15 protein-coding genes are annotated in these 23,196 nt (G+C 65.0%); 10 read left to right on the forward strand and 5 right to left on the reverse strand.

The window, feature by feature from the left end; all coding sequences use genetic code 11:
* The first annotated feature begins 154 nt into the window (after positions 1-154).
* The 10 genes from CSQ92_RS15800 to CSQ92_RS15845 all read left to right on the forward strand — a co-directional run bounded on the left by CSQ92_RS15800 (position 155) and on the right by CSQ92_RS15845 (position 15,253).
* Positions 155-2,530, forward strand: coding sequence for a M1 family metallopeptidase (locus CSQ92_RS15800; protein ID WP_099394743.1), 2,376 nt, complete (start codon positions 155-157; stop codon positions 2,528-2,530).
* Positions 2,527-3,033, forward strand: coding sequence for a DUF6702 family protein (locus CSQ92_RS15805; RefSeq protein WP_099394744.1), 507 nt, complete (start codon positions 2,527-2,529; stop codon positions 3,031-3,033). Before CSQ92_RS15800 ends, CSQ92_RS15805 begins: the two co-directional genes overlap by 4 nt.
* Complete coding sequence (locus CSQ92_RS15810; RefSeq protein ID WP_099394745.1) at positions 3,030-5,066, forward strand: TonB-dependent receptor; 2,037 nt, start codon at positions 3,030-3,032, stop codon at positions 5,064-5,066. The genes CSQ92_RS15805 and CSQ92_RS15810 overlap by 4 nt, the downstream gene beginning before the upstream one ends.
* 103 nt (positions 5,067-5,169) lie before the next feature.
* Complete coding sequence (locus tag CSQ92_RS15815) at positions 5,170-5,904, forward strand: 2OG-Fe dioxygenase family protein (protein ID WP_099394746.1); 735 nt, start codon at positions 5,170-5,172, stop codon at positions 5,902-5,904.
* A 142-nt stretch (positions 5,905-6,046) separates the two neighbouring features.
* The gene (locus tag CSQ92_RS15820; protein WP_034786510.1) at positions 6,047-7,408 is read left to right on the forward strand and encodes a hybrid sensor histidine kinase/response regulator; all 1,362 of its coding nucleotides are present in this window, start codon (positions 6,047-6,049) and stop codon (positions 7,406-7,408) included.
* A 265-nt stretch (positions 7,409-7,673) separates the two neighbouring features.
* Positions 7,674-8,402, forward strand: coding sequence for a CerR family C-terminal domain-containing protein (locus CSQ92_RS15825; RefSeq protein WP_099394747.1), 729 nt, complete (start codon positions 7,674-7,676; stop codon positions 8,400-8,402).
* Positions 8,399-9,832 carry an efflux transporter outer membrane subunit gene (locus CSQ92_RS15830; protein WP_257219248.1) on the forward strand — a complete coding sequence of 478 codons (1,434 nt, stop codon included), beginning with the start codon at positions 8,399-8,401 and terminating at the stop codon, positions 9,830-9,832. The genes CSQ92_RS15825 and CSQ92_RS15830 overlap by 4 nt, the downstream gene beginning before the upstream one ends.
* A gap of 13 nt (positions 9,833-9,845) precedes the next feature.
* Entirely contained in the window at positions 9,846-11,018 is a 1,173-nt protein-coding gene (locus tag CSQ92_RS15835) for an efflux RND transporter periplasmic adaptor subunit (protein ID WP_099394748.1), read from the forward strand.
* A gap of 9 nt (positions 11,019-11,027) precedes the next feature.
* A complete protein-coding gene (locus tag CSQ92_RS15840) occupies positions 11,028-14,144 on the forward strand; it encodes an efflux RND transporter permease subunit (RefSeq protein ID WP_070281416.1) in 3,117 nt (1,038 codons plus the stop codon).
* A 131-nt stretch (positions 14,145-14,275) separates the two neighbouring features.
* The gene (locus CSQ92_RS15845) at positions 14,276-15,253 is read left to right on the forward strand and encodes a hypothetical protein (RefSeq protein WP_099394749.1); all 978 of its coding nucleotides are present in this window, start codon (positions 14,276-14,278) and stop codon (positions 15,251-15,253) included.
* Positions 15,254-15,292: 39 nt separating this feature from the next.
* On the opposite strand, the gene CSQ92_RS15850 is transcribed toward CSQ92_RS15845, so the two are convergent.
* The 5 genes from CSQ92_RS15850 to CSQ92_RS15870 form a co-directional block, all read right to left on the reverse strand.
* Positions 15,293-16,033, reverse strand: coding sequence for a tetratricopeptide repeat protein (locus CSQ92_RS15850; RefSeq protein ID WP_070254494.1), 741 nt, complete (start codon positions 16,031-16,033; stop codon positions 15,293-15,295).
* A 104-nt stretch (positions 16,034-16,137) separates the two neighbouring features.
* Complete coding sequence (locus tag CSQ92_RS15855) at positions 16,138-17,535, reverse strand: efflux transporter outer membrane subunit (protein WP_099394750.1); 1,398 nt, start codon at positions 17,533-17,535, stop codon at positions 16,138-16,140.
* Complete coding sequence (locus CSQ92_RS15860; RefSeq protein ID WP_257219249.1) at positions 17,532-18,734, reverse strand: HlyD family secretion protein; 1,203 nt, start codon at positions 18,732-18,734, stop codon at positions 17,532-17,534. Before CSQ92_RS15860 ends, CSQ92_RS15855 begins: the two co-directional genes overlap by 4 nt.
* Positions 18,721-20,415 (reverse strand): MFS transporter, encoded by a 1,695-nt coding sequence (locus CSQ92_RS15865; protein WP_070254491.1) that lies wholly within the window; start codon positions 20,413-20,415, stop codon positions 18,721-18,723. The genes CSQ92_RS15860 and CSQ92_RS15865 overlap by 14 nt, the downstream gene beginning before the upstream one ends.
* Positions 20,416-20,623: 208 nt before the next feature.
* The gene (locus tag CSQ92_RS15870) at positions 20,624-23,035 is read right to left on the reverse strand and encodes a catalase (protein ID WP_099394751.1); all 2,412 of its coding nucleotides are present in this window, start codon (positions 23,033-23,035) and stop codon (positions 20,624-20,626) included.
* Positions 23,036-23,196: the final 161 nt, after the last annotated feature.

Below are 23,196 nucleotides of genomic sequence, written 5' to 3' on the forward strand. Positions count from 1 at the left end.
TTCCGAGCAAAATCAGGTAAAGCATTGCCCTGACGGCGCAAGGCAAAAGCTGGCGCAAAATCCGCCTTTCTTTATTACAAATCGATACATGGATGGCCTCACCCTGCGTATAGAATAGTTGCCACTATTTCCTTACAACAACATCAGGGTGAATATGCGCATACCTTTCGGCTCCGTAGCCTCGCTGGCTCTTTGCTTTACCGTGTCGGCCTTCGCTGCCGAACCCTTCGACGACAAGTTCCGCCAGCTCGAAGAGGTGTTGCCTACCCCGAATACCTACCGCACCGCCTCAGGCGCGCCGGGCCACGCCTACTGGCAGCAGCGCGCCGATTACACGCTGCGCGCCACCCTGGACGAAACCAAACGCGAGATCGCCGGCAGCGGCACCATCACCTACCATAACCAGTCGCCCGACACCCTCGGCTACCTGTGGGTGCAGCTGGACCAGAATATCTACAAGCCCGATTCCGACGCGCGCCGCATGACCACGGCGCCGTCGCGCCAGGCGTGGGCCAGGACGGCGGGCGAAGACACCATGAAATTCGAAGGCTTGCGCGGCCTCCTGGCGCGCGGCGACTTCCAGGGCGGCTTCAATATCCGCGCCCTGAAAGGCGCCGATGGCCGGCCTTTGACGTACGTTATCAACCGCACCATGATGCGCATCGACTTGCCGCAGCCATTGAAACCGGGCCAGGATTTCGCCTTCCAGATCGACTGGGATTACCGCATCAACGAACAGAAGGTGCTGGGCGGGCGCGCCGGCTATGAAGTCTTCGACGACAAGAACGCCCTGTTCGAAGTGGCGCAGTGGTTCCCCCGCATGGCGGCGTATTACGACGCGGCCGGCTGGCAGCACAAGCAGTTCCTCGGCTCCGGCGAATTCACCCTGGAATTCGGCGACTACGACGTGCAACTGACGGTTCCGGCCGACCATATCGTCGCCTCCACTGGCCAGCTGCAAAACCCGCAGGACGTGCTGTCTTCCGCACAGCGCGAGCGCCTGGAAAAGGCCCGAGGCAGCGACAAGCCCATCGTCATCGTCACGCAAAAAGAGGCGGAAGCGGCCGAAAAATCCGTCAGCCGCGCGCAAAAGACGTGGCACTTCAAGGCGGCCAACGTGCGCGACTTCGCCTGGGCCTCGAGCCGCAAATTCATCTGGGATGCGCAGGGCTACAAGAAAGGCGGCAGCGATGTGATGGCCATGTCCTACTATCCGAAAGAGGGCAATCCGCTGTGGGAAAAGTACAGCACGCAAGCCATCGTGCACACGATTGAACAGTACAACAAGTACAGCATCGACTATCCGTATCCGACGGCCATCTCCGTCAACGGACCCGTGGGCGGCATGGAGTACCCGATGATCTCGTTCAACGGCCCGCGCCCGGTGAAAGACAAAAAAACGGGCGAGCTGACGTATTCGAAGCGCACCAAGTATGGCTTGATCGGCGTGATCATCCACGAAGTGGGACACAACTACTACCCGATGATCATCAACTCGGACGAGCGCCAGTGGACGTGGATGGACGAAGGCCTCAACACCTTCGTGCAATACCTGGCACAGCAGGCGTGGGAAGAAAACTACCCTGCCTCGCGCGGCGAACCGCGCGAAATCGTCGACTACATGCGTAGCCGCGACCAGGTGCCGATCATGACCAATTCCGAATCCCTGCTGCAGTTCGGCAACAACGCCTACGCCAAGCCGGCGGCGGGCCTGAACATCCTGCGCGAGACCATCCTCGGGCGCGAGCTGTTCGACTACGCGTTCAAGGAATATGCGCAGCGCTGGAAATTCAAGCGCCCCACGCCCGCCGATTTTTTCCGCACCATGGAAGACGCTTCCGGCACGGACCTGGACTGGTTCTGGCGCGGCTGGTTCTATACGACCGACCCGGTCGACATCAGCATCGACGGCATCAGCGAATACGGCGTAAGTTCAAAGGATCCGGCAACGGAAAAGGCCTGGAAGAAGGCGCAGAAGGACGCCCAGCCGGAATCCGTCACGAGCCGCGCCAACAAGGGCATGCCGCGCCGGGTCGACGCGCATCCGGAGCTGAAGGATTTCTACAACCAGCACGACGATTTCACGGTGACCAACAAGGACCGCAACGCCTATGCCGAGGCGCTGGCCGCTCTGGAGCCGTGGGAAAAGGACTTGCTGAAACAGGGCAAGCACCTGTACCTGGTCGACCTGTCGAACGTGGGCGGCATGGTCATGCCGCTGATACTCGAAATCGAACTGAAAAGCGGCAAGAAGTACGTCGAGCGCGTGCCGGCCGAAGTGTGGCGCTACTCGCCGAAGAAAATCACCAAGGTCGTCATCACGGACGAGCCGATGGTGGGCCTGGTGCAGGACCCGTACTGGGAAACGGCCGACATCGACACCAGCAACAATAGCTGGCCGCGAAAAATCACGCCATCGCGCCTGGAACTGTTCAAGAGCGAGAAGTCGCCCAAGGATAACCTGATGCGCGATTTTCATACGCCATTGAAAGGCAAGAATGGCGGCTCGGCCAAGGGCGACGAGGCATGAAGCGCTGGCGCGCGCTGGCCACCGCCACGCTGGCCTGCGCCAGCATGGCGGCCGGCGCCCATAATTTCCACATGGGTATCGCCGACATCAGCTATAACGCGGCCAGCGGCAGCACGGAAGTGGTGCACACCTACACGGGCCACGACGTCGAAGCGCTGCTGACGAACCTGTACCAGCGCCAGTTCGACCTGGGCCAGGAGGACAGCGAAGCGGCCCTGCGCCGCTATGTCGAAAAACAGTTTTACCTCGTGGGGCCGGATGGCAAGCGCCTGCGCCTGAACTGGGTCGGCATGAAGGTCAATGCCGACAACGTGGTCATCTTCCAGGAAATCGAACGCACGCGCCTGGCCCCCGCCACGCGCATCCATAACCAGTTGCTGATCGACTTCCTGCCCAGCCAGCGCAATACCCTCAACGTGCAGGACAGCGGCAGCATCCAGACGTTGATCTTCGACCGCCAGAACACGGAACTGCCGATCCGCCAAGTCCCACCACACCCATGACGCCACGCCATCTTCCCCTCCTCCTCGCCGCCCTGTTTTCCGCAGCGACCGCCCACGCCGACGACATCTTCCAGCGCGTGCTGGTCGACGGTTCGCGCCTGAACCAGCTGGGCGTGGCCGATTCGGCCAACGCGGGCAGCGTCACGCAACAGCAGCTTGACGCGCGCACCAGCTACCGGCCAGGCGAACTGCTCGAAGCCGTGCCGGGGCTGATCGTCAGCCAGCATAGCGGCGAGGGCAAGGCCAACCAGTTCTACCTGCGCGGCTTCAATCTCGATCACGGCACGGATCTGCGCACCACCGTCGACGAGATGCCCGTCAACCAGCGCAGTCATGGCCACGGCCAAGGCTGGACGGACCTGAACTTCCTGATCCCCGAGCTGGCCATGCGCCTCGATTACAAAAAGGGACCGTATTCGGCAGAGCAAGGCGATTTCTCCTCGGCCGGCGCGGCGTCCGTCGTCTACGCAAACCGCCTGACGCAAGGCATCGCCAGCGTGGGCATCGGGCAGAACGGCTTTCGCCGCGCCCTGCTGGCCGATTCGCTCGATGCGGGCGACGGCAGCCTGCTGTACGCGCTCGAAGCGCAGCACAACGATGGCCCGTTCACGCAGCCGGACCGCTACCGCAAGCTCAATGGCGTGCTGCGCTACAGCGAAGGCTATGCCAACAACGGCTTCAACGTCACGGCCATGGCGTATGACGCCAGCTGGAACGCCACCGACCAGATTCCGCTGCGCGCCGTGCAGGACGGCACGCTGGGCCGCTTCGACGCCATCGATGCCAGCGACGGCGGCAAGGCGCAGCGCTACAGCCTCTCGGGCGCCTGGCGCCAGACAACGGACGACATGTCGTCCAGGGTCAGCGCATATGTGATCGCCAACCGCCTGGCCCTGTTCTCGAATTTCACGTATGCGATGGATGACCCCGATAACGGCGACCAGTTCGCCCAGCCGGACCGGCGCGTGACGTCCGGCATCAACGCCAGCCACACCTGGCACCGCCACACGGACAGGGGCAGCAGCGACACCACCATCGGCCTGCAGCTACAGAACGACAATATCCACAATGGCCTGTACAACACGCGGCAGCGGCAGACCCTGTCAACCACGCGGCAAGACCATATCGTCGAATCGAGCCTCGGCGTGTATGGCGAAAACAGCACGCGCTGGTCGCGCTGGCTGCGCACCGTGGCCGGCCTGCGCGCGGACGCCTACCGCTTCGACGTGCGCAGCGACCGCGCCGCCAATTCAGGCAAGGCCAGCGACCATTTGTTCAGCCCCAGCCTGAGCGTGATCGCCGGGCCGTGGCGCGATACGGAAGCGTATTTCAACATCGGCAATGGCTTTCACAGCAACGATGCGCGCGGCACGACGATCACGGTCGACCCGAAGACGGGTGTAGCGGCCGACAAGGTCACGCCTTTGGCGCGCTCGCGGGGACTGGAACTGGGCTTGCGCAGCGCCGCCATCGCCGGCCTGCAAACCTCGCTGTCGCTGTACCGCCTGGACTTCGATTCCGAACTGCTGTTCATCGGCGACGCGGGCGCCACCGAGGCGGGCCGCCCCAGCCGCCGCTACGGCATCGAGTTTTCCAGCTACTACAAGGCGGCAAGCTGGCTGTCGCTGGACCTGGACCTGGCGTATGCGCGCGCACGCTCGCGCGGCAGCGACCCGGCGGGCGACTTCATCCCCGGCGCCATCGAAGGCGTAGCCCAGCTGGCCATGACGGTGACGCCGCCGGGGCCGTGGTCGGGTTCTTTGCGCCTGCGCTACTTCGGTCCGCGCCCCCTGATTGAAGACAACAGCGTGCGCTCGTCGGCCAGCGTGGGCTTGAACGGGCGCATCGCCTACCAGATCGACAAGACCTTGCGCGTGGAGCTGGAAGGCTACAACCTGGCCAACCGGCGCGACTCGGCCATCGATTACTACTATGCCTCGCGCCTGCCCGGCGAGGCGCAGCCCGTCGACGACATCCACTTCCATCCGGTGGAATCGCGCTCGCTGCGCCTGACCCTGGTAAAGAATTTTTAACTCAACAAGAATAATTCCTGTCGCACTGCACAGGAAACGCCGCGAAGTCGTAGAATGCCAGGCTGGATAAACTGAGACAGGCCGCATTGCGGCCAGCACCGCCATGAGCACTTCCGCACCGATCTTTACCGACCCGTCCCACGTCAAGGATGCCTTGCGCGATGACGGCTATGCCGTGCTGCGCCCGCAGAACGTGGCCGCGCTGGCCGGCTGCCCGCTGGCCGCGCTGCGCGCGCTGGAGCCGAGCTGGAATACCCTTGCGCTGGACAATTACCTGAAGGATGGCGGCCGCTATCGCCGCCGGCGCCACTCGTGCTTCGTGCAGGATGGCGAGCGCCTGACCCAGACGGCGCACCGTCCGCACTGGCAACCGGTGGAATACAACGCCCTGCACGGCGGCATGCACCGCCTGTTCGAACCGGTCGAAGCGGCTATCGTCGCGCAAGCGGCCTGGCAGCAGCTGATCCGCGCGCTGGGCGACGCCTGCTCGCAGGTGAAGGGCAGCCAGCCCTGGTTCATCGAGGCGCACCAGTTCCGCATCGATACGACCGATGGCATCGGCCGGCCCACGCCGGAAGGCGCGCACCGCGACGGCGTCGATTTCGTCGCCGTGCTGCTGATCGGGCGCGAACAGGTCAAGGGCGGCGAGACGCGCATCTTCGAAGCAGACGGCCCCAACGGAAAGCGCTTTACCCTGACCGAACCGTGGTCGCTGCTGCTGCTCGACGATGCCGCCGTGATCCACGAATCGACGCCGATCCAGCCCATCGGCGAACATGGCCACCGCGATACGCTCGTGCTGACCTATCGCGCAGGCCAGTTCCAGGGCGAAAACTGACAAGCGGCCACAGCATTCCCTGTGGCCAAAATAGTTACTTGGAAGTTACTTTTGCAGACCTAAATCCGATATAGTCATACGATGTCGATATTGTGCGCTCACTGCGCCCAGCATCACCACACTGAAATCCTAGGAGAGGTCTGTGGACTCCAACAACCAAATCAAGCCTGACGAAATCGAGATCCTGATCGTCGAGGACAGCCCGACCCAGGCGGAGCGCTTGCGCCGCCTGATCCAGTCCCTGCACTATAACGCGCGCGTGGCGGCGAATGGCCAGCTGGCCCTGGCCGCCATCCGCGAGCGCAAGCCACACCTGGTGCTGTCCGATATCGTCATGCCTGAAATGAATGGCTACGACCTGTGCCGCGCCATCAAGTCCGATCCGACCCTGCGCGACATCCCCGTGATCCTCGTCACCTCGCTCAACGATCCGAAGGACATCATCCGCGGCATCGAGTGCGGCGCCGACAATTTCATCCGCAAGCCCTACGCGGAAGACTATCTGCTCAACCGCATCAGCCACATGCTGATGAACCAGAAGCTGCGCAAGAACCAGAATGTGGAAATCGGCATCGCCCTGTACCTGGGCGACCAGAAGCATTTCATCAATGCGGAACGCCAGCAAATCCTCGACCTGCTGATCTCCACGTATGAGCAAGCGGTGCAGGTCAACGGCGAGCTGCAGGCGCGCGAACGCCAGGTGATCGAGCTGAACATGCGCCTGGCGCACCATGCGGCCGAACTGGAAACCATCAACCGCGAAATCGCCCTGAAAAACCTGGAACTGGCCGAAGCGAGCCGCATGAAGTCGGCCTTCATCGCCAACATGTCGCATGAACTGCGCACGCCATTGAACGCCATCATCGGCTTCACGGGCGCGCTGCTGATGAAACTGCCCGGCCCCCTGACGTCCGACCAGGACAAGCAACTCAATACCATCCGCGCCAGCGCGCGCCATCTGCTCTCGCTGATCAACGACATCCTCGACGTCGCCAAGATCGAAGCGGGCAAGCTGACCCTGTCGATCGAGCCCGTGCACTGCCAGGAGCTGATGGCAGACGTGGCCGACACGCTGCGCCCCCTGGCCCAGCAAAAAGGCCTGGCGCTGGAAATGGCACTGGGAGAAGCGGGCCAGCCGCCCGCCATCATCGACACGGACCGCCGCGCGCTGACGCAAATCCTCATCAACCTGCTCAACAACGCCATCAAATTCACGGAACAGGGCACGGTGCGCATCAGCCTGTCCCAGCGCGACGAAGACGGCGTGCTGGTGACGGAAATGAGCATCGCCGACAGCGGCGCCGGCATCAAGGAAGAAGACCAGGCCAAGCTGTTCCAGGCCTTCTCGCAGCTCGATTCCACCTCCACGCGCCACGTGGAAGGCGCGGGACTGGGCCTGTACCTGTGCCAGAACCTGGCCAACGCCATCGGCGGCGCGCTGTTCTTCAACAGCGACTACGGTTCCGGCAGCACGTTTACGCTGGCACTGCGCAGCAAGGCCTGACTTTCTGTGCGCCGCAGCATGGAATGCTGACTTTTTGCCATCCAGAAGAGACCGATACAGTAGTTCTACGGTATTGCACTGCACCATTTTCGGCGCTATAGTAGAACTGTCTCCTCCAATTCGTTCTCCGAACATTGGATTCCGCCCGCGAATACAACCGCGGGCTTTTTTTTGCCTGCGTTTTTCACGTATCTTCATCTTTCCTTAACTAAATCAAACGATTTAGTTATATCAATCGTTTGAGATATATGTTTAAATCTCCGGCATGATTGAAAAAAACGCCATCCCCACCTCCCACGCCGACGACGGGCGCAAGCCCCGTTCCGACGGCGAACAGTCGCGCGAGCGGCTGCTGCATAGCGCCATCCGCCTGTTTGCCGAACAGGGTTACGCCAAGACGTCCACGCGCGAACTGGCGCAGGCGGCCGGCACGAACGCAGCCGCCATCAGCTACTATTTTGGCGACAAGGCGGGCCTGTACCGCGCCGCCTTCTCCCATCAACTATCGAATCCACAAGACAATATCGCCCTGTACGAGCAACCCCATTTCACCCTGCGCCAAAGTCTGGAAGGCTTTTATGCGCAATTGCTCGCCCCCATGCAGCAAGGAGAAATCGCGCGCGACTGCATGCGCCTGTGGTGCCGCGAGATGCTCGAACCGACGGGCCTGTGGGCGCGCGAGGTTGACCAGAACATCCGTGCCGAACACGAGGCGCTCACGCGCGTGCTGGCACGCCACCTGGGCGCGCCCGACAACAGCGACGACATGCACCGCCTGGCCTTTTCCATCGCCTCGCTGGCCCTGCAGCACATGGTCGGCGCCGAGGTGCTGCACACCTTGCGCCCGCAACTGATGGAAACGCCGCGCGCGATCGACACCTGGCTGGCGCGCATGACCGACTACGCGCTGGCCATGGCCGATGTGGAGCGCCGGCGCCTGGCCATTCCTCCCTCCCACCCTACCGCTCAACAACAAGCAGAAGGACAAGCATGACGACTATTCGATGCACCGTTCAACGCGTCCTGGCCGCCAGCATCGCGCTGGCGCTGGGCGGTTGCGCCCTGCAGGGACCGCCCGCAGCGGTGGCCGCCAGCGCACCCGCGCAGTGGCAGGCGCCGCTGCCGCATAACGGCAAGCTGACGGACCTGGCCAGCTGGTGGCAGGGCCAGGGCGACAGCCTGCTGGTGGAATTGATCACCGACGCACAGCAGGTCAGCCCGACCATCGCCGCCGCCGGCACGCGCATCGTGCAGGCGCGCGCGGACCGCATCGCCGGCGGCGCCGCGCTGGCGCCCACGCTCGATGCGACAGGCAGCGTGGTGCGCACCAGCCAGCAATCGGCCCAGCCCAGCGGCACCACCTCGCAGGCGGCCTTGCAGGCATCGTGGGAAATCGATGTGTTTGGGGCCAGGCGCGCCACGCGCGATGCGGCGCAAGAACGCTACGACAGCGCCCGCGCCGGCTGGCATGAAGCCCGCGTCTCGGTCGCCGCCGAAGTGGCAAACCAGTACTACGCCTTGCGCACCTGCCAGCAATTACAGGCCGTGGCCGAACAGGATGCCGTCTCGCGACGCGACTCGGCGCGCCTGACGGAACTGAGCGCCGGCGCCGGCTTCCAGCCGCCCGCCAATGCCGCCCTGGCCCGTGCCAGCGCCGCCGAAGGCGCCAGCCGCGCCATCGAACAACGGGCCGCGTGCGACGTGAATGTCAAGGCGCTGGTGGCCCTGTCGGCCATGCCGGAAGACTCGCTGCGCCAGAAGCTGGCGGCCAGCCCGGCGGTCCTGCCCTCGCCCGTGGCGATTGCGCAACTGCCGGCGCAAACCCTGGGCCAGCGTCCCGACATCTACAGCGCCGAACGCGAAGTGGCGGCCGCCAGCTTCGAAGTGCGCGGCGCGCAGGCGCAGCGCTACCCTCGCCTGAGTCTGGCCGGCTCCATCGGCAAGGGCAATATCCGCGCCGGCGGCACCAGCATCACGGCCAGTACCTGGAGCATCGGCCCGCTGGCCGTCAGCCTGCCCATCTTCGACGGCGGCACCCGCCGCGCTCAAGTCGACGCGGCCACGGCGCGCTACGACGAAGCCGTGGTGAAGTACCGCGCCGGCGTGCGCCAGGCCGTGCGCGAAGTGGAAGAGGCATTGGTCAACCTCGCCAGCACGGACGCGCGCAGCGGCCATGCGAAAACGGCCCTGGAAGGCTACCGCGTGTCGTTTGTCGCCACCGAGGACCGCTACAAGAATGGCCTGGCCAGCCTGATCGAACTGGAAGACGCGCGCCGCACGCGCCTGGCCGCCGAAAACACGGTGGTCAACCTCGAGCGCGAACGCAGCGCCGCCTGGGTGGCGCTGTACCGCGCCGCCGGCGGCGGCTGGAGCAGCAGCAGCAGCAGCAGCAGCAGCAGCGCCATCGCCAACAATGCCCCTTGACGGATACGACAACATGAAAAAAATGCCCCTGAAACCGATGGCTCTCGCCCTGGCCACCCTTTGCGTTATGCTGGGCGCCGGCGTGGCCCTGTACTCCCCTTCCTCCACGGCGGCCGACGACGCCAAGGATAAGAACGCGGCGCAAAAGCCGGCGCTCACCGTCACCACGGCCAAGCCGCAAACGGCCAGCCTGCCCATCAAGCTGAACGCCAACGGCAACGTGGCCGCCTGGCAGGAAGCCGTCATCGGCAGTGAATCGAACGGCTTGCGCCTCACAGAGGTGCGCGTGAATGTCGGCGACGTCGTACGCGCCGGCCAGGTGCTGGCCGTGTTCTCGAACGACACGGTGAACGCCGACGTGGCGCAGGCGAAGGCCGCAGTGCTGGAAGCGGAAGCGAATGCGGCAGAAGCGGCCGCCAACGCGCAGCGCGCTCGCTCGCTGCAAAGCACGGGCGCCATCAGCGCCCAGCAGATCAGCCAATACCTGACGGCCGAACAGACGGCCAACGCGCGCATCGCGTCCGCCAAGGCGCAACTGGCGTCGCAGCAGCTGCGCCTGAAGTACACGCAGGTGGTGGCGCCCGACAGCGGCATCATTTCCTCGCGCTCGGCCACCGTCGGCTCCGTCGTCGGTGCCGGCACGGAACTGTTCCGCATGATCCGCCAGGGCCGCCTCGAATGGCGCGCCGAAGTGACGGCAACCGAGCTCATGAGCCTGAAACCGGGCACCCTGGCGCAGGTGAAGGCGGCCAACGGCAGCGTTTTGACGGGCAAGGTGCGCATGATCGCCCCTACCGTCGATCCGCAGACGCGTTCCGCCCTCGTGTACGTGGACCTGCCGGCCAGCGCCGGCAACAATGCGCCGTTCAAGGCCGGCATGTACGCCAGCGGCGAATTCGAACTGGGTAACTCGGGCGCGCTGACGGTGCCGCAGCAGGCGATCGCCGTGCGCGATGGCTTCAGCTATGTCTTCCGCCTGAATGCCGACCAGCGGGTCAGCCAGATCAAGGTGCAGGCCGGACGGCGCCTGAGCGACCGCATCGAGATTTTAGGCGGCATCACGGCCGACACCACCATCGTCGTCAGCGGCGCAGGCTTCCTCAATGACGGCGACCTGGTACGCAATGTTCAAAACCCGGTAGCAACCCCGGTAGCAGCAGCCAAGCCGGCCGCAGCGAAAAAGTAAGGAGAGGCCATGAATTTTTCCTCCCTCTCGATCAAGAATCCGATCCCGGCCATCATGCTGTTCGCGCTGCTGACCCTGGCCGGTCTGCTGGCTTACAAGGCCAATCCGGTGCAGGATTTCCCCGACATCGAACTGCCCATCGTCACCGTCAGCGCGGTGCTGCCAGGCGCCGCGCCGGCCCAACTGGAAACGGAAGTGGCGCGCAAGATCGAAGACTCCGTCGCCACCCTGCAAGGCGTGAAAAACATCTACACCAAGGTGCTCGATGGCGTCGTCACGGTCACCGTCGAATTCATCCTGGAAAAGCAGATCGCCGAAGCCGTCAACGATGTGCGCGATGCCGTCGCGCGGGTCAAGGCGGACATGCCGGCCGAGCTGCGCGACCCCACCGTCACCAAGGCGTCCACGGCCGGGCGCGTGGTGCTGACCTTTATCGCCACGGCGAAGCCGGGCGTCGACAACCCGCTCGACTCTCCCGACCTGTCCTGGTTCGTCGACAACACGGTGGCCAAGCGCCTCCTGACCGTGCCCGGCGTGGGCGCCGTCACCCGCGTGGGCGGCGTCTACCGCGAGATCCAGGTGGAACTCGACGAAGCGCGCATGGCGGCATTGAAAGTCTCCGCCCTCGACGTCTCGCGCCAGTTGCGCCTGGTGCAGCGCGAAGCGCCTGGCGGCCGGGGCGACATCAGCGGCGCCGAGCAATCGGTGCGCACCATCGCCACCGTGAAAACGGCCGATGAACTGTCGCGCGTGGAAGTGCCGCTGCCGGACGGCCGCCATGTGCGCCTGGACCAGGTGGCCACCGTGCGCGACACGGTCGCCGAACCGCGCGCGCTGGCCGAGCAGGATGGCAAGACGGTCGTCGCCTTTGAGGTGTTCCGCACCAAGGGCGCCAGCGAAGTGGCCGTCGCCAAGGGCGCGCGCGACGCCATCGCCGACCTGCAGAAGGAAAACCCCAACGTGGTGCTGCAGCAGTCGATCGACAATGCCTTCCCCGTCGAGGAAAACTTCGACGGCTCGATGGAGCTGCTGTACGAAGGCGCGCTGCTGGCCGTGCTGGTGGTATGGTGGTTCCTGCGCGACTGGCGCGCCACCCTGGTCGCCGCCGCCGCCCTGCCCCTGTCCGTGATGCCGGCTTTCCTCGGCATCTACTGGTTCGGCTACACGCTCAATACCGTCACCCTGCTGTCGCTGGCCCTGGTCGTCGGCGTGCTGGTCGACGACGCCATCGTGGAAATCGAAAACATCGAGCGCCATCTGCGCATGGGCAAGTCGCCCATGGAAGCGGCCATGGAAGCGGCCGACGAAATCGGCATGGCGGTGATCGCCACCACCTTCGCGCTGGTGGCCGTGTTCCTGCCGACGGCCTTCATGAGCGGCATTCCCGGCCTGTTCTTCAAGCAGTTCGGCTGGACGGCCGTGCTGGCCGTGCTGGCATCCTTGGTGGTGGCGCGCCTGCTCACGCCGATGATGGCAGCCTACATATTGAAACCGCTGCCGCACAAGGAAGAGCAGGATGGCTGGCTGATGACGCGCTATCTGAAGGTCATGCGCTGGTGCCTGAACCACCGCGGCATCACGGCCATCGCCGCGGCCCTGTTCTTTGTCGGCGCCATCGCGCTCGTGCCGCTGCTGCCGACCGGTTTCGTGCCGGCCGCCGACCGCGCGCAGACGCAGATCAACCTGGAACTGCCGCCCGGTTCCACCCTGGGTGAAACGCAGGCCGTGGCAGCCCTGGCGCGCGATGCGGCCATGCGCACGCCAGGCATCCAGGGCGTCTTCAGTTCGATAGGCGGCGGCTCCAGCGGTGACGCCTTCGCCCCCGGCGCGGCGGCCGAAGCGCGCCGCGCCGTGCTGACCCTGACCACCGTGCACCGCACGGAGCGCAAGGAATCGATGGCGGACCTGGAAACGCAGCTGCGCCACAAGCTCGATACGATCCCCGGCGCCCGCTTCACGGTGGGGCCGCCCGACACGGGCGTCAAGATGCAGCTGGTGCTGCGCTCGGAAGACCCGGTGGCGCTGATGGCGGCGGCGCAAAAGGTCGAGCGCGAACTGCGCGGCCTGAAAGGCATCGGCAACGTCAATTCCAGCGCCTCGCTGGTGCGCCCGGAAATCATCGTGCGTCCCGATTTCGCCAAGGCGGCGGACCTGGGCGTGACGGCCGCAGCCATCGGCGAGACCGTGCGCGTGGCCACGGCCGGCGACTACGACACGGACCTGACGAAAATGAACCTGCCGGAGCGGCAAGTGCCGATCCGCGTCAAGCTGCCCAACAGCGTGCGCGCCGACCTGGCCGCCATCGAGCGCCTGACGGTGCCCGGCAAGAATGGCCCCGTGCGCCTCGCGAACGTGGCCAGCGTCACGATGGAAAGCGGCCCGGCGCAGATCGACCGCTTGAACCGCAGCCGCAACGTGACCCTCGACGTGGAACTCGGTTCGCGCACCCTCGGTGAATTGAACGTGGAAGCGCGCGCGCTGCCATCGATGAAGAATTTGCCGCCATCCGTGAAGATCGCCGAACTGGGCGACGCGCAGGAGATGGCCTCGCTGTTCGCCAGCTTCGGCCTGGCCATGCTGATCGGCGTGCTGTGCATCTACTGCGTGCTGGTATTGCTGTTCAAGGACTTCATGCAGCCGGTGACCATCCTGGCGGCGCTGCCGCTGTCGATCGGCGGCGCCTTCGTGGCGCTGCTGATCACGGGCAGCGCCCTGTCGATGCCATCGATGATCGGCCTGATCATGCTGATGGGGATCGTCACCAAGAACTCGATCCTGCTGGTCGACTATGCGATCCTGGCGCGCCAGGCCGGCATGAACCGCTTCGATGCGCTGGTCGATGCCTGCCACAAGCGCAGCCGCCCCATCCTGATGACGACGATTGCCATGGGCGCCGGCATGATGCCGCTGGCGCTGGGCTGGGGCGCCGACCCCAGCTTCCGTTCGCCGATGGCCATTACCGTGATCGGCGGCCTGATCACGTCGACCCTATTGAGCCTGCTGGTGGTGCCGGCCGTGTTCACCTACATCGACGACCTGGAGCACCTGCTCAAGCGCGGCATGGCCAGACTGCGCCGCCAGAAGGCGCCGCTGCGGCGCGATGACAAGGTGGCGCTGGAAAAATAGGCGTCGCCATTGTTTGCAAAATCGCCCCTCGCGGGCAAGGAAGCGAAGGACCGGCCGCCAGGCCGCGCTCCCTCGCTTCCATCTATCTGGCATACTGCGCCCATTCTCCATGAACGCAATCTGCCCTGCCTATGAATTACCGCACCCCGCTCGTCCTGCTACTGGTATCCGCGCTGCTCGGCGCCTGCTCGGAAAAGACCGCTCCCGCCAGCGCCGACCTGGCCGCTGACGTGGTAAGCGATGTCCCCGCAGCCGCTGCCGCTGACGATGCCGCATCGGCCGAACACGTGCCGCCGCCGGCCGCCACCGCCCCCAGGACGGAAGCGATGAACACGCCGCAGGCGCGCGAGCGTGAAGTGGGCATGATGCGCGCCATCTTCGGCAAAGACTACCGCAGCGACAGCGAGGATGCGCTGGCCGACCTGCCCGATCCTGACAACCATGTCGACAAACTCAGTTACGTGGTCAGTGCCGTCAGCCACAAACTCCTGCCCGATGGCCGCGCCATCCTGGTGGCGAATGCGGAAACGGCCAACATGGAAGGCACGGCGGAATCGGCACATGCCTCGTCGGGACTGTTGAATGTGTTTTTCCTGGCGCCCAAGGGCCAGCCGGAAGACGGCCAGTGGCAAGTCGTGAAACGCCTGGAAAACATCGCCGCCCTCGGTTCATCGGGGCAGCTCGGTGAAGTCCACTGGGTCATGCTGGGCGCGAACAAGCCGGGACTGGCGATCCGCCATGGCTATACGGGCCAGGGCTATACCATCACGCAACTGGCCCTGTTTGAAATCGGCGATGGCAAGGTAACCGCGCTCGATGGCGGCATGGACCTGTACTCGGACAATATGGGCGCCTGCACGCCGGACATGGATGAATGCTGGATGGTCGAAGGCAAGTGGCGCTTCGCCCCCGCGCGCAATGGCGGCGCCTACGATGACTTGCTGATCGATTTCAAGGGCGCCTCCGAGAAGATCAAGCCCGGCGTCACGGTCAAGCCGGATGAAGATCCGCCGCGCATCGCCACGCCGCTGAACGGACACGCGCGCTATGCCTTCGATGGCAAGGGATATAAGTTAATTGAAGGGAAAAACACGGTGCCTGGCGTTTGACGGGGTCGGACCCGCCGGGTCGGACCCCACGCACGCCAGCTACCTGCGCGCCGCCTCCAGGCGCACCAGCAGCGGCGCATACATGGCACGCGTATGGCTGCTCCAGCGGGCCATGGCGCTGTCGATATCGAGCAACAGGCGTTCCGACAACACCTTGTCGCCCTGCTGCAGCGCCCAGATCGCGCACTCGGCGCGGCACTCGAAACTGTTGTAGCGCGTCAGCGCATCGTCGAATTCCGCCTTCGCTTCCACCTGGCGCCCGCTTTGCGCCAGCGCGCGCGCCGTCAGCAGGGACACCATCTCGGGACGGAAATGGATATCCGTGCGGCGGATGAATTCCAGGTGCGTCAAGGCCTCGGCGCCCCGTTCGCATTCCAGATAGGCGCGCGCCGCGCCCAGGCGAATTTCCAGGTCCGATGAAAACGCTCCCCGCAGGCAGGCTTCATAGGTCGATGCCGCTTCCTGCGCGTCGCCCGCTTCGAGCAGCGCGCTGGCCAGGCGCATCTGGTTTTGCGCCGTCGGCGTGTACTCGAAAGCGGCTCTCGCCTCGCGCAGTTCGCGGTTCGGATCGAGCACTTGCACGGCCACCGAAGCGACCTTGCGCGCGCCTTGCGGCAGGCGCGAATTGGGCAGGTAGATGGCGAAGAAATACACCACGCTGCCCAGCAGCGGGAACATGAATAAAATGAGCAGCCAGTACAGCTGCTGCCCGTTGCGCACCACGTGAACCGCAAAAAATACCGCGATCAGGATGTGGATGCCTATGCCAAAAATCGTCATGCTGCGACCTCGTTCGTGACGGGAGCAGCTGGCACCATGCCGCCGCTTTCCCCGGTCAGAATATTACACTGGCCACGGCAAACGACCGCGCCGTGCACGCGCGCCTATTCCGTCTTGGCGGACCAGCCGCCGCCCATGGCCCGGTACAGGTCGACCGAGGCGACAAGGACGCGCGTCTTCAGTTGCAGCAGCCCCACGTCGGCGCTGTACAGGGTGCGCTGGGCGTCGAGTTCTTCCAGATACGAGGCGTAGCCATTGCGGTAGCGGTTGTGCGCGATGCGCAGGGTATCGGCCGCGGTGGCGCGGCGCGCCTCGTTTTCCACTGCTTGCTGCCGCAGGCGGTAGATGGCGCCCAGGCTGTTCTCCGTTTCGGCGAAGGCGTTGCGCACCACGTTTTCATACGCGTACACGAGCTGGTCGCGCTGCGCACCGGCCACATCCGTCTGCGCCTGCACCCTGCCGCCATCGAACAGGGGACCGGCCGCCAGCGCCGTCAGCCGCCACAGGGCGGTGGGCGCATGCAGGAAATCGGTGAGGGTTGTGGCTTGCCCGCCGCCAACGGCCGTCAGCTTGAACGAGGGCAGCAGCTGGTCGCGCGTGGCGGCCAGGCTGGCGTTGGCTGCCGCCAGGTTGTGTTCCGCGCGCGCGATGTCGGGCCGCCGGCGCAGCAATTCGGAAGGCAGGCCGGCAGGCACGCCAGGCGCCGCCAGCTCGGCCAGCGGCAAGCCGCGCGCGATGGGACCGGGATTGCCGCCGACGAGGACGGCCAGCGCGTTTTCCTGCTCGAAGATCTGACGCTGCAGCTGCGGCACCTGCTCGGCCGCCGCATGGTATTCCGATTGCGCCTGCAGCCATTCCAGGCGCGAACTGTAGCCCACCTCGAACTGCTTGCGCGCCAGCTCGCGCGACTGTTCGCGCAGCTGCAGCGTCGATTGCGTCAGCGCCAGCTGCGCGTCGAGGCCCCGCAAGTTCAGGTAGCTCGTCGCCACGCTGGCGGCGATCGACAGGGCTGCCGCATCGAGGCTGGCCTGCTCGGCGCGGTAGCTCTCGCCCGCTGCATCGCTCAAATTGGCCAGCCGGCCCCACACATCGATTTCATAGCTGGCCTGCAGTTCGGCCTGGAAGACGTTCGTCACATACGGCTTGCCGCTGGACGCCAGGGTGCGCGTGCGCGTCGGCGAGCCATCGAAGGCCAGGCTGGGCGCGCGGTTCGCATCGGCCTGCGCCAGGCGCGCGCGGTATTCCTGCACGCGGGCGCGCGCCACGCGCAGGTCGCCATTGCGCGCCAGCGCCTCGCCCACCAGATCGCTCAAGACCGGATCGCCGAACGTCTGCCACCACAGCTGTTCCACCTGTGTGCCATGCGCGGACGCTGCGGCGCCCTCGCCTTGCGCGCGCCAGCCGGACGGCAGTTGCAGGGCCGATGCGGGCTGCGGTGGCGCGTTGGCGGCGCAGCCCGCCAGCGCCAGCACGCCGGCAATCAGCAGGAGGCGGCGCTTCATGGCTTGGCCTTCGCGGTCGCCTTTTTCGGTGCAGGCGGTGGCGCGGGATTGTCCGCCGAGTCGTTCAGCACGGCCGACGTGTCGACGCTGACCACCACCGACATGCCCGGCACCAGGCGGCGCGCATTCGCCTGGCCCGCATCGATGCGGATGCGCACGGGAATGCGCTGGGCGATTTTGAGGTAGTTGCCCGTCGCATTATCGGCCGGCAGCACGGAAAACTCGGAGCCGGTGGCCGGCGAGATCCGTTCCACCTGGCCCGTCAGCACGGCGCCATCGAGCGCGTCGACGTGGAAGGTGGCGCTCTGCCCTTCCTGCACGCCATTCATCTGCGTTTCCTTGAAATTGGCAATCACCCACATCTGGCGCGGCACCAGCGCCATCAGCTGCGCGCCGGAGTTCACATACGCGCCCTGGCGCACCGTCACCTGGCCCAGCTGGCCGTCGGATGGCGCCACGATGCGCGTGTTATCGAGGTCGATCTTCGCCGCCTTGACGGCCGCCTGCGCATTCGCCACGGCCGCTTCCAGCGCCTGCTTGTTGACCACCACACTGTGCACGCTTTGCTGGGCGATGTCGAGATTGGCGCGCGCCTGCGCCAGCGCCGCCGCCATCTGCGCCTGCGCGGCGCGCGACTGGTCGTGTTCGCGCTGCGACAGGGAACCGTCTGCCACCAGCTGCTCCACGCGATTCAGATCGGCGCTGGCCTTGCGCGCCTGCGCTTCCGCATTCGCCATCACGGCCTCGCTGACGGAAATGCCCGCCTGCGCGCTGGCCTTTTGCTGCGCCCAGTTCGACAGCGCCGCCTGCTGCGCGGCCAGCTGGGCCTGCGCCTGTTCGTAGCGCTGCTGGTAGATGCGGTCGTCGATGCGCACCAGCAGCTGGCCTTCCTTGACGTCCATGAAGTCCTGCACCGTCACTTCCACCACATAGCCCGACAGCTGCGTGCCGATGATGGTCACCTGGCCCCGCACGGTGGCGTTTTCCGTCGTCACGATGGGGCTGGTGAACGGCGGCAGCCGCCACGCATACAGCACGATCAGCACGCCCACCAGGGCCACGGCGGCAAAGGCCAGCGCGGACAGCCACTGGTGACGCCGGTCCGGCTGCGGCGGCGTGCTGCTTGCCGCAGGCGCCGGGACAGGTGGCGTAGCGGGTGCTGGTGTTGGTACTGGCGGCGTGGTGTTATTTTCTGTCATTGCTCGGTTCCGAATTGGTAATGGGGACGATGGCCATGGCCGTCTGCGCATCGCGCACGGGGCCGACCAGGCGACGCGCGCCGGTGGTGATGCGGGTCCAGGACTGGCTGACCAGCATCCAGATCAGGGTGGCGATGGCGACGCCGGCGATCATCAAAAAAACATCGTTATAGGCCAGCACATTGGCTTCGCGCGTGGCGATGGCGCCCAGGCGCGCCACGCCCTGGGCGCTGCGCAAGGCAGGGTCCGTAAGCACGCCGCCATAGCTTGCGGCTCCGGACTGCACGCGCGCGGCCACTTGCGGGTCAAGCATGGTGAGGTGCTCGACCAGGTAGCTGGAATGGTATTTTTCACGCGCCGTCTGGATGGTGCCGACGATGGCAGCACCAAGCAGGCCGCCCAGGTTCTGCGTCATGGTAAACATCACGGAAAAACTCACCAGGTTGCGCGGTTCGGCGATGACGGCGCCCATGCCGGCCACCATGGTGGGACCGAGGAAATACGTGCCGCCAAAGGCCAGCAGGAACTGGCTGACATACATGTTGACGGGGCGCGTCTGGCTGGTGGCATGCGCGTCGATCAGGGCGCCTGCAGCGATCAGCAGCAGCGCGAACATCAGCGAGCGGTTCAACGTCGCCGGATTGATCGTCAGCGCGCTGACCACCAGGCCCGCCACGCTGCCCAGGAGCACGACGACGAACAGGTTTTGCATCTGGTCCGTGTTCAAGCCCAGCGCCTGCAGGAAGCCGACGGCGCCCGTCGATTCGGACAGCACGATACGAAACAGCAGCACGGATAAAAACAGCTTGGCGATCTTGCCCGTGGTGAGCCAGCGCGTGTTGAGCAGCGGGCGCGCGCGGTTATGCTCGATGGCCAGCGAGGCGGCGATCAGCACGATCGAGCATGCCAGGCACACGCCCACCCACTCGGATTCCATCCACCACGCCGTGCGCCCCTGCGCCAGAACGGCGCACAGCAGGGCCACGCCGGGCGCGAACAGGATGAAGGTGAGGAAATCGAGCGGCTCGAACGTCTGCACCCTGTCGCCGGGCGGCAGTTTCAGGGCCAGCACGCAGCCCAGCGCCAGCAGGGCCAGTCCCAGTTCGAACAGGTACAGGCCATGCCATTCGCCGATCTGCAGCAGTTCGGAAGTGAAGATGCGCGCCAGGGGCAGCGCCAGCTGGGCAAAACCGAGGCCCAGCACCACGCCCTTCAGGCGGTGCCGCGCGGGAAACGCCTGCAGGGTGTAGTACAGCCCCAGCACGCCCAGCGCGCCGCCCACCATGCCATGTGCGGCGCGCACGGCGATCGCGGACGGCAAGGTATTCGCATACAAGTGGGCGAAGGTGACGAGCGCATACAGCACCAGGAACGCTTCCGTAAACAGGCGCAGGCCGAACTGCTGGCGGAACTTCACCAGCAGCAGATTCATGGAAACGATGGTCATCACGTAGGCCGCCGGCAGCCACTGCATCTGGTAGGCATAGGCAGCCAGCGAACCTTGCAGGTTCAGCAAATTGGCCGTCACCAGGCCGTTGCCCAGCCCCCCCGTCAGCGCGACGATCAGGCCGACGATGAAATACGCGACACGCTTGGGCGTCGAATGTTCGGGCATCGATGGCGACCCGGGCAAGGTCGGGCGTTCGCCCGGCCCCCAGGTGCGAGGTGTGTACTTGTCCATGCAGTAATCGCGATCCGGTTTGCTGAAGCCGTTCCTTGCTGCTGTTCTGCTTCCTTCAAGCAAATAGTTGCAAATGAACAGTTCTAGTCAGCAGCATATCACCGCAGGACGTTTTTATTGTTTACATTGTTGCATGGCGTTGCGCATGCCGCTCAAACAGCGTATGCAACGGGGCCGGCGGATCCGGCCCCCATGCTGATGCCGCCACTCACACCCTCGGCGGATCCGTCTCGCGCGCAAACGCCCGGTGCGCGGCCAGCGCCTTTTTAAAGGCCGCCACGGCTTTCACCACGTCGCCGGAAGGCGCGACGATGATGGCGGGATCCGGCTTGCCATCGGGCAGGGTCACCGGTACGCCAGCCTTGTCCAGCAAGTCCTTGCCGGCGCCGCTGGCCAGCATCGGCTTGCAGTGGCGGTATTGCAGGCGCAGGAAGTCGAGCGCATTGGCGTCGCTGCCCAGCTGCTGCACGGCGCCCTGGCCGTCGGGAAGCACCACGGCGTCGAACAGCACGGACGGTCCCGCCTCGAGCGAGATTTCCACGTCGAGCGGCGCGCCGCCGCTGGTGTCGACTTTGCCCAGGTGGCTGCCCACCAGGCGCGGCACGGCGCCATCGGCCAGCAGCGAGGCATAGATATTGCGCACTTGCGCGCCATCGCTGCCCGGCCCCACCAGGATGGCCACGCGCAAGGTATGGATACCCGTCTTGCCGGGGCGGAAAAAGAGCGACAGGGCTGGCGATGGCGGATATGCCGGCAGCGGCTCCAGGGAGGCGCGCGGCATGACGGGCGGCAGCGCCAGGCCCAGGCCATCGGCCAGGCGCTGCGCCAGGGTCTCGTCGACATTGCGCAGCATGGCGACGATGCGCTGGCGGATCGCCACCGTCTGCACCTTGCTCAGCTCAAAGCGGAACGCATGCACGATATGGTCTTGTTCCACCGGCGTCTGGCTGATCCAGAACAGGCGCGCCTGGCCATAATGCTCGGCGAATTTCTCGGGCTTGCCGCGCACCTTGTCGCCTTCGGCGGAAGCGGGAAAACTGTTGAAACCCTTCGCGCCCGCCTGGAACGGGCAGCCGCCCGCCAGCGAGTTCGGCTCGTACGCGACCCGGCCCCGGTTGATGGCCTGGCGGTGGATGCCGTCGCGCTGGTTGTTGTGCACGGGCGCCAGCGGCGCATTGATGGGGATTTCATGGAAGTTGGCGCCGCCCAGGCGCGTCAGCTGGGTATCGACATAGGAATGGATGCGTCCCTGCAGCAGCGGGTCGTTGGAGAAATCGATGCCGGGCACGATGTGCGCCGTGCAGAACGCCACCTGCTCCGTCTCGGCGAAAAAATTGTCCGGGTTGCGGTTCAAGACCATTTTTCCGACGGGGACAAGAGGGACTAGTTCTTCGGGAATCAGCTTGGTCGGGTCGAGCACGTCGAAGGGGAACGCTTCCGCCTGCGCTTCCGTGAACACCTGGAAGGACAACTCGTATTCGGGATACTCGCCGCACTCGATGGCTTCCCACAGGTCGCGCCGGTGGAAGTCGGAATCGGCGCCGCTGATCTTGACGGCTTCGTCCCACACGAGCGAGTGCGTGCCGGCCATGGGCGACCAGTGGAATTTGCAGAACACGGACTGCCCCTTGGCATTCACGAGGCGGAAGGTATGCACGCCGAAGCCCTGCATCATCCGGTAACTGCGCGGGATGGCGCGGTCCGACATGGCCCACATCAGCATGTGCGTGATTTCCGGCGACAGCGAGGCGAAATCCCAGAAGGTGTCGTGCGCGCTGGCCGCCTGCGGCATGCCATTGTGCGGTTCGGGCTTGACCGCATGCACGAGGTCGGGGAATTTCATCGCATCCTGGATGAAGAAGACGGGGATGTTATTGCCGACCAAATCCCAGTTGCCTTCGTCCGTATAGAACTTCACGGCAAAGCCGCGCACGTCGCGCGCCGTATCGGTCGAACCGCGTTCGCCGGCCACCGTGGAAAAGCGCACGAAGACGGGCGTGCGCTTGCCCGCCTTGGCGAACAGCCTGGCGCGCGTATGCTTGCTTTGCTCCTTGTAGCATTCGAAGTAACCGTGGGCGGCCGAACCGCGCGCATGCACGACGCGCTCGGGGATGCGCTCATGGTCGAAATGCGTGAGCTTTTCACGCAGGATGAAATCTTCCATCAGGGTGGGGCCGCGCAAGCCCGCCTTCAGCGAGTTCTGGTTGTCACCCACGGGCACGCCCTGGTTGGTCGTCAGCACGCAGCCGCTATCGTCGCTACGGGCGCCATCAAGCGAGCTATTCAGCGCATTCTCGCCCAGCGCGGGCTGGCCGTCACCCGTCTTCGGAGAAGATAGCGTTTCGCCCGTGGTGCTGGCCGTGGCCAGCGCTTCGCCGGTCGCCACATGCACGCCTTCGACCGGCGTGCGCGCCGCCTCGCCATACTGGCCATCCTCCTTGGGATTGACGGCCATGGCGGCGGCCAGCTGCTGGCCGGCGGCCGTCTTTTGCAGCAGCGCGCGGGCCACGTCGCTGTCCGCGCCCAGGCTGTGCGGCGCATTGCTGTCGGATGGGCCGGACATGCTGCTCAATACGGAACCCGCACCGTCCGTGGACGGCGTTTTCTTGTTGCTAGCCATTACATCTCCTGTGAGTAATTTGCCCCGGGAAGTAACGCTACAACTCCCTCATTCAGCGCACGAACAGGGCAATCAAAATAATGATGGGAATAGGTATGCCGATCAACCACAACAAAATGGAGCGCATCATCACTCTCCTTTACCGCTTGCTGCTACCTTGT

This window comes from Janthinobacterium sp. BJB446 (assembly GCF_002735655.1).
Lineage (GTDB): Bacteria > Pseudomonadota > Gammaproteobacteria > Burkholderiales > Burkholderiaceae_D > Janthinobacterium > Janthinobacterium lividum.

What these genes read in the sequence shown, in the direction of transcription:
- CSQ92_RS15800 (WP_099394743.1), top strand. Translation starts at nt 155, where the DNA reads ATGCGCATACCTTTCGGCTCCGTAGCCTCGCTGGCTCTTTGCTTTACC.
- CSQ92_RS15805 (WP_099394744.1), top strand. Translation starts at nt 2,527, where the DNA reads ATGAAGCGCTGGCGCGCGCTGGCCACCGCCACGCTGGCCTGCGCCAGC.
- CSQ92_RS15810 (WP_099394745.1), top strand. Translation starts at nt 3,030, where the DNA reads ATGACGCCACGCCATCTTCCCCTCCTCCTCGCCGCCCTGTTTTCCGCA.
- CSQ92_RS15815 (WP_099394746.1), top strand. Translation starts at nt 5,170, where the DNA reads ATGAGCACTTCCGCACCGATCTTTACCGACCCGTCCCACGTCAAGGAT.
- CSQ92_RS15825 (WP_099394747.1), top strand. Translation starts at nt 7,674, where the DNA reads ATGATTGAAAAAAACGCCATCCCCACCTCCCACGCCGACGACGGGCGC.
- CSQ92_RS15830 (WP_257219248.1), top strand. Translation starts at nt 8,399, where the DNA reads ATGACGACTATTCGATGCACCGTTCAACGCGTCCTGGCCGCCAGCATC.
- CSQ92_RS15835 (WP_099394748.1), top strand. Translation starts at nt 9,846, where the DNA reads ATGAAAAAAATGCCCCTGAAACCGATGGCTCTCGCCCTGGCCACCCTT.
- CSQ92_RS15840 (WP_070281416.1), top strand. Translation starts at nt 11,028, where the DNA reads ATGAATTTTTCCTCCCTCTCGATCAAGAATCCGATCCCGGCCATCATG.
- CSQ92_RS15845 (WP_099394749.1), top strand. Translation starts at nt 14,276, where the DNA reads ATGAATTACCGCACCCCGCTCGTCCTGCTACTGGTATCCGCGCTGCTC.
- CSQ92_RS15850 (WP_070254494.1), bottom strand. Translation starts at nt 16,033, where the DNA reads ATGACGATTTTTGGCATAGGCATCCACATCCTGATCGCGGTATTTTTT.
- CSQ92_RS15855 (WP_099394750.1), bottom strand. Translation starts at nt 17,535, where the DNA reads ATGAAGCGCCGCCTCCTGCTGATTGCCGGCGTGCTGGCGCTGGCGGGC.
- CSQ92_RS15860 (WP_257219249.1), bottom strand. Translation starts at nt 18,734, where the DNA reads ATGACAGAAAATAACACCACGCCGCCAGTACCAACACCAGCACCCGCT.
- CSQ92_RS15865 (WP_070254491.1), bottom strand. Translation starts at nt 20,415, where the DNA reads ATGGACAAGTACACACCTCGCACCTGGGGGCCGGGCGAACGCCCGACC.
- CSQ92_RS15870 (WP_099394751.1), bottom strand. Translation starts at nt 23,035, where the DNA reads ATGGCTAGCAACAAGAAAACGCCGTCCACGGACGGTGCGGGTTCCGTA.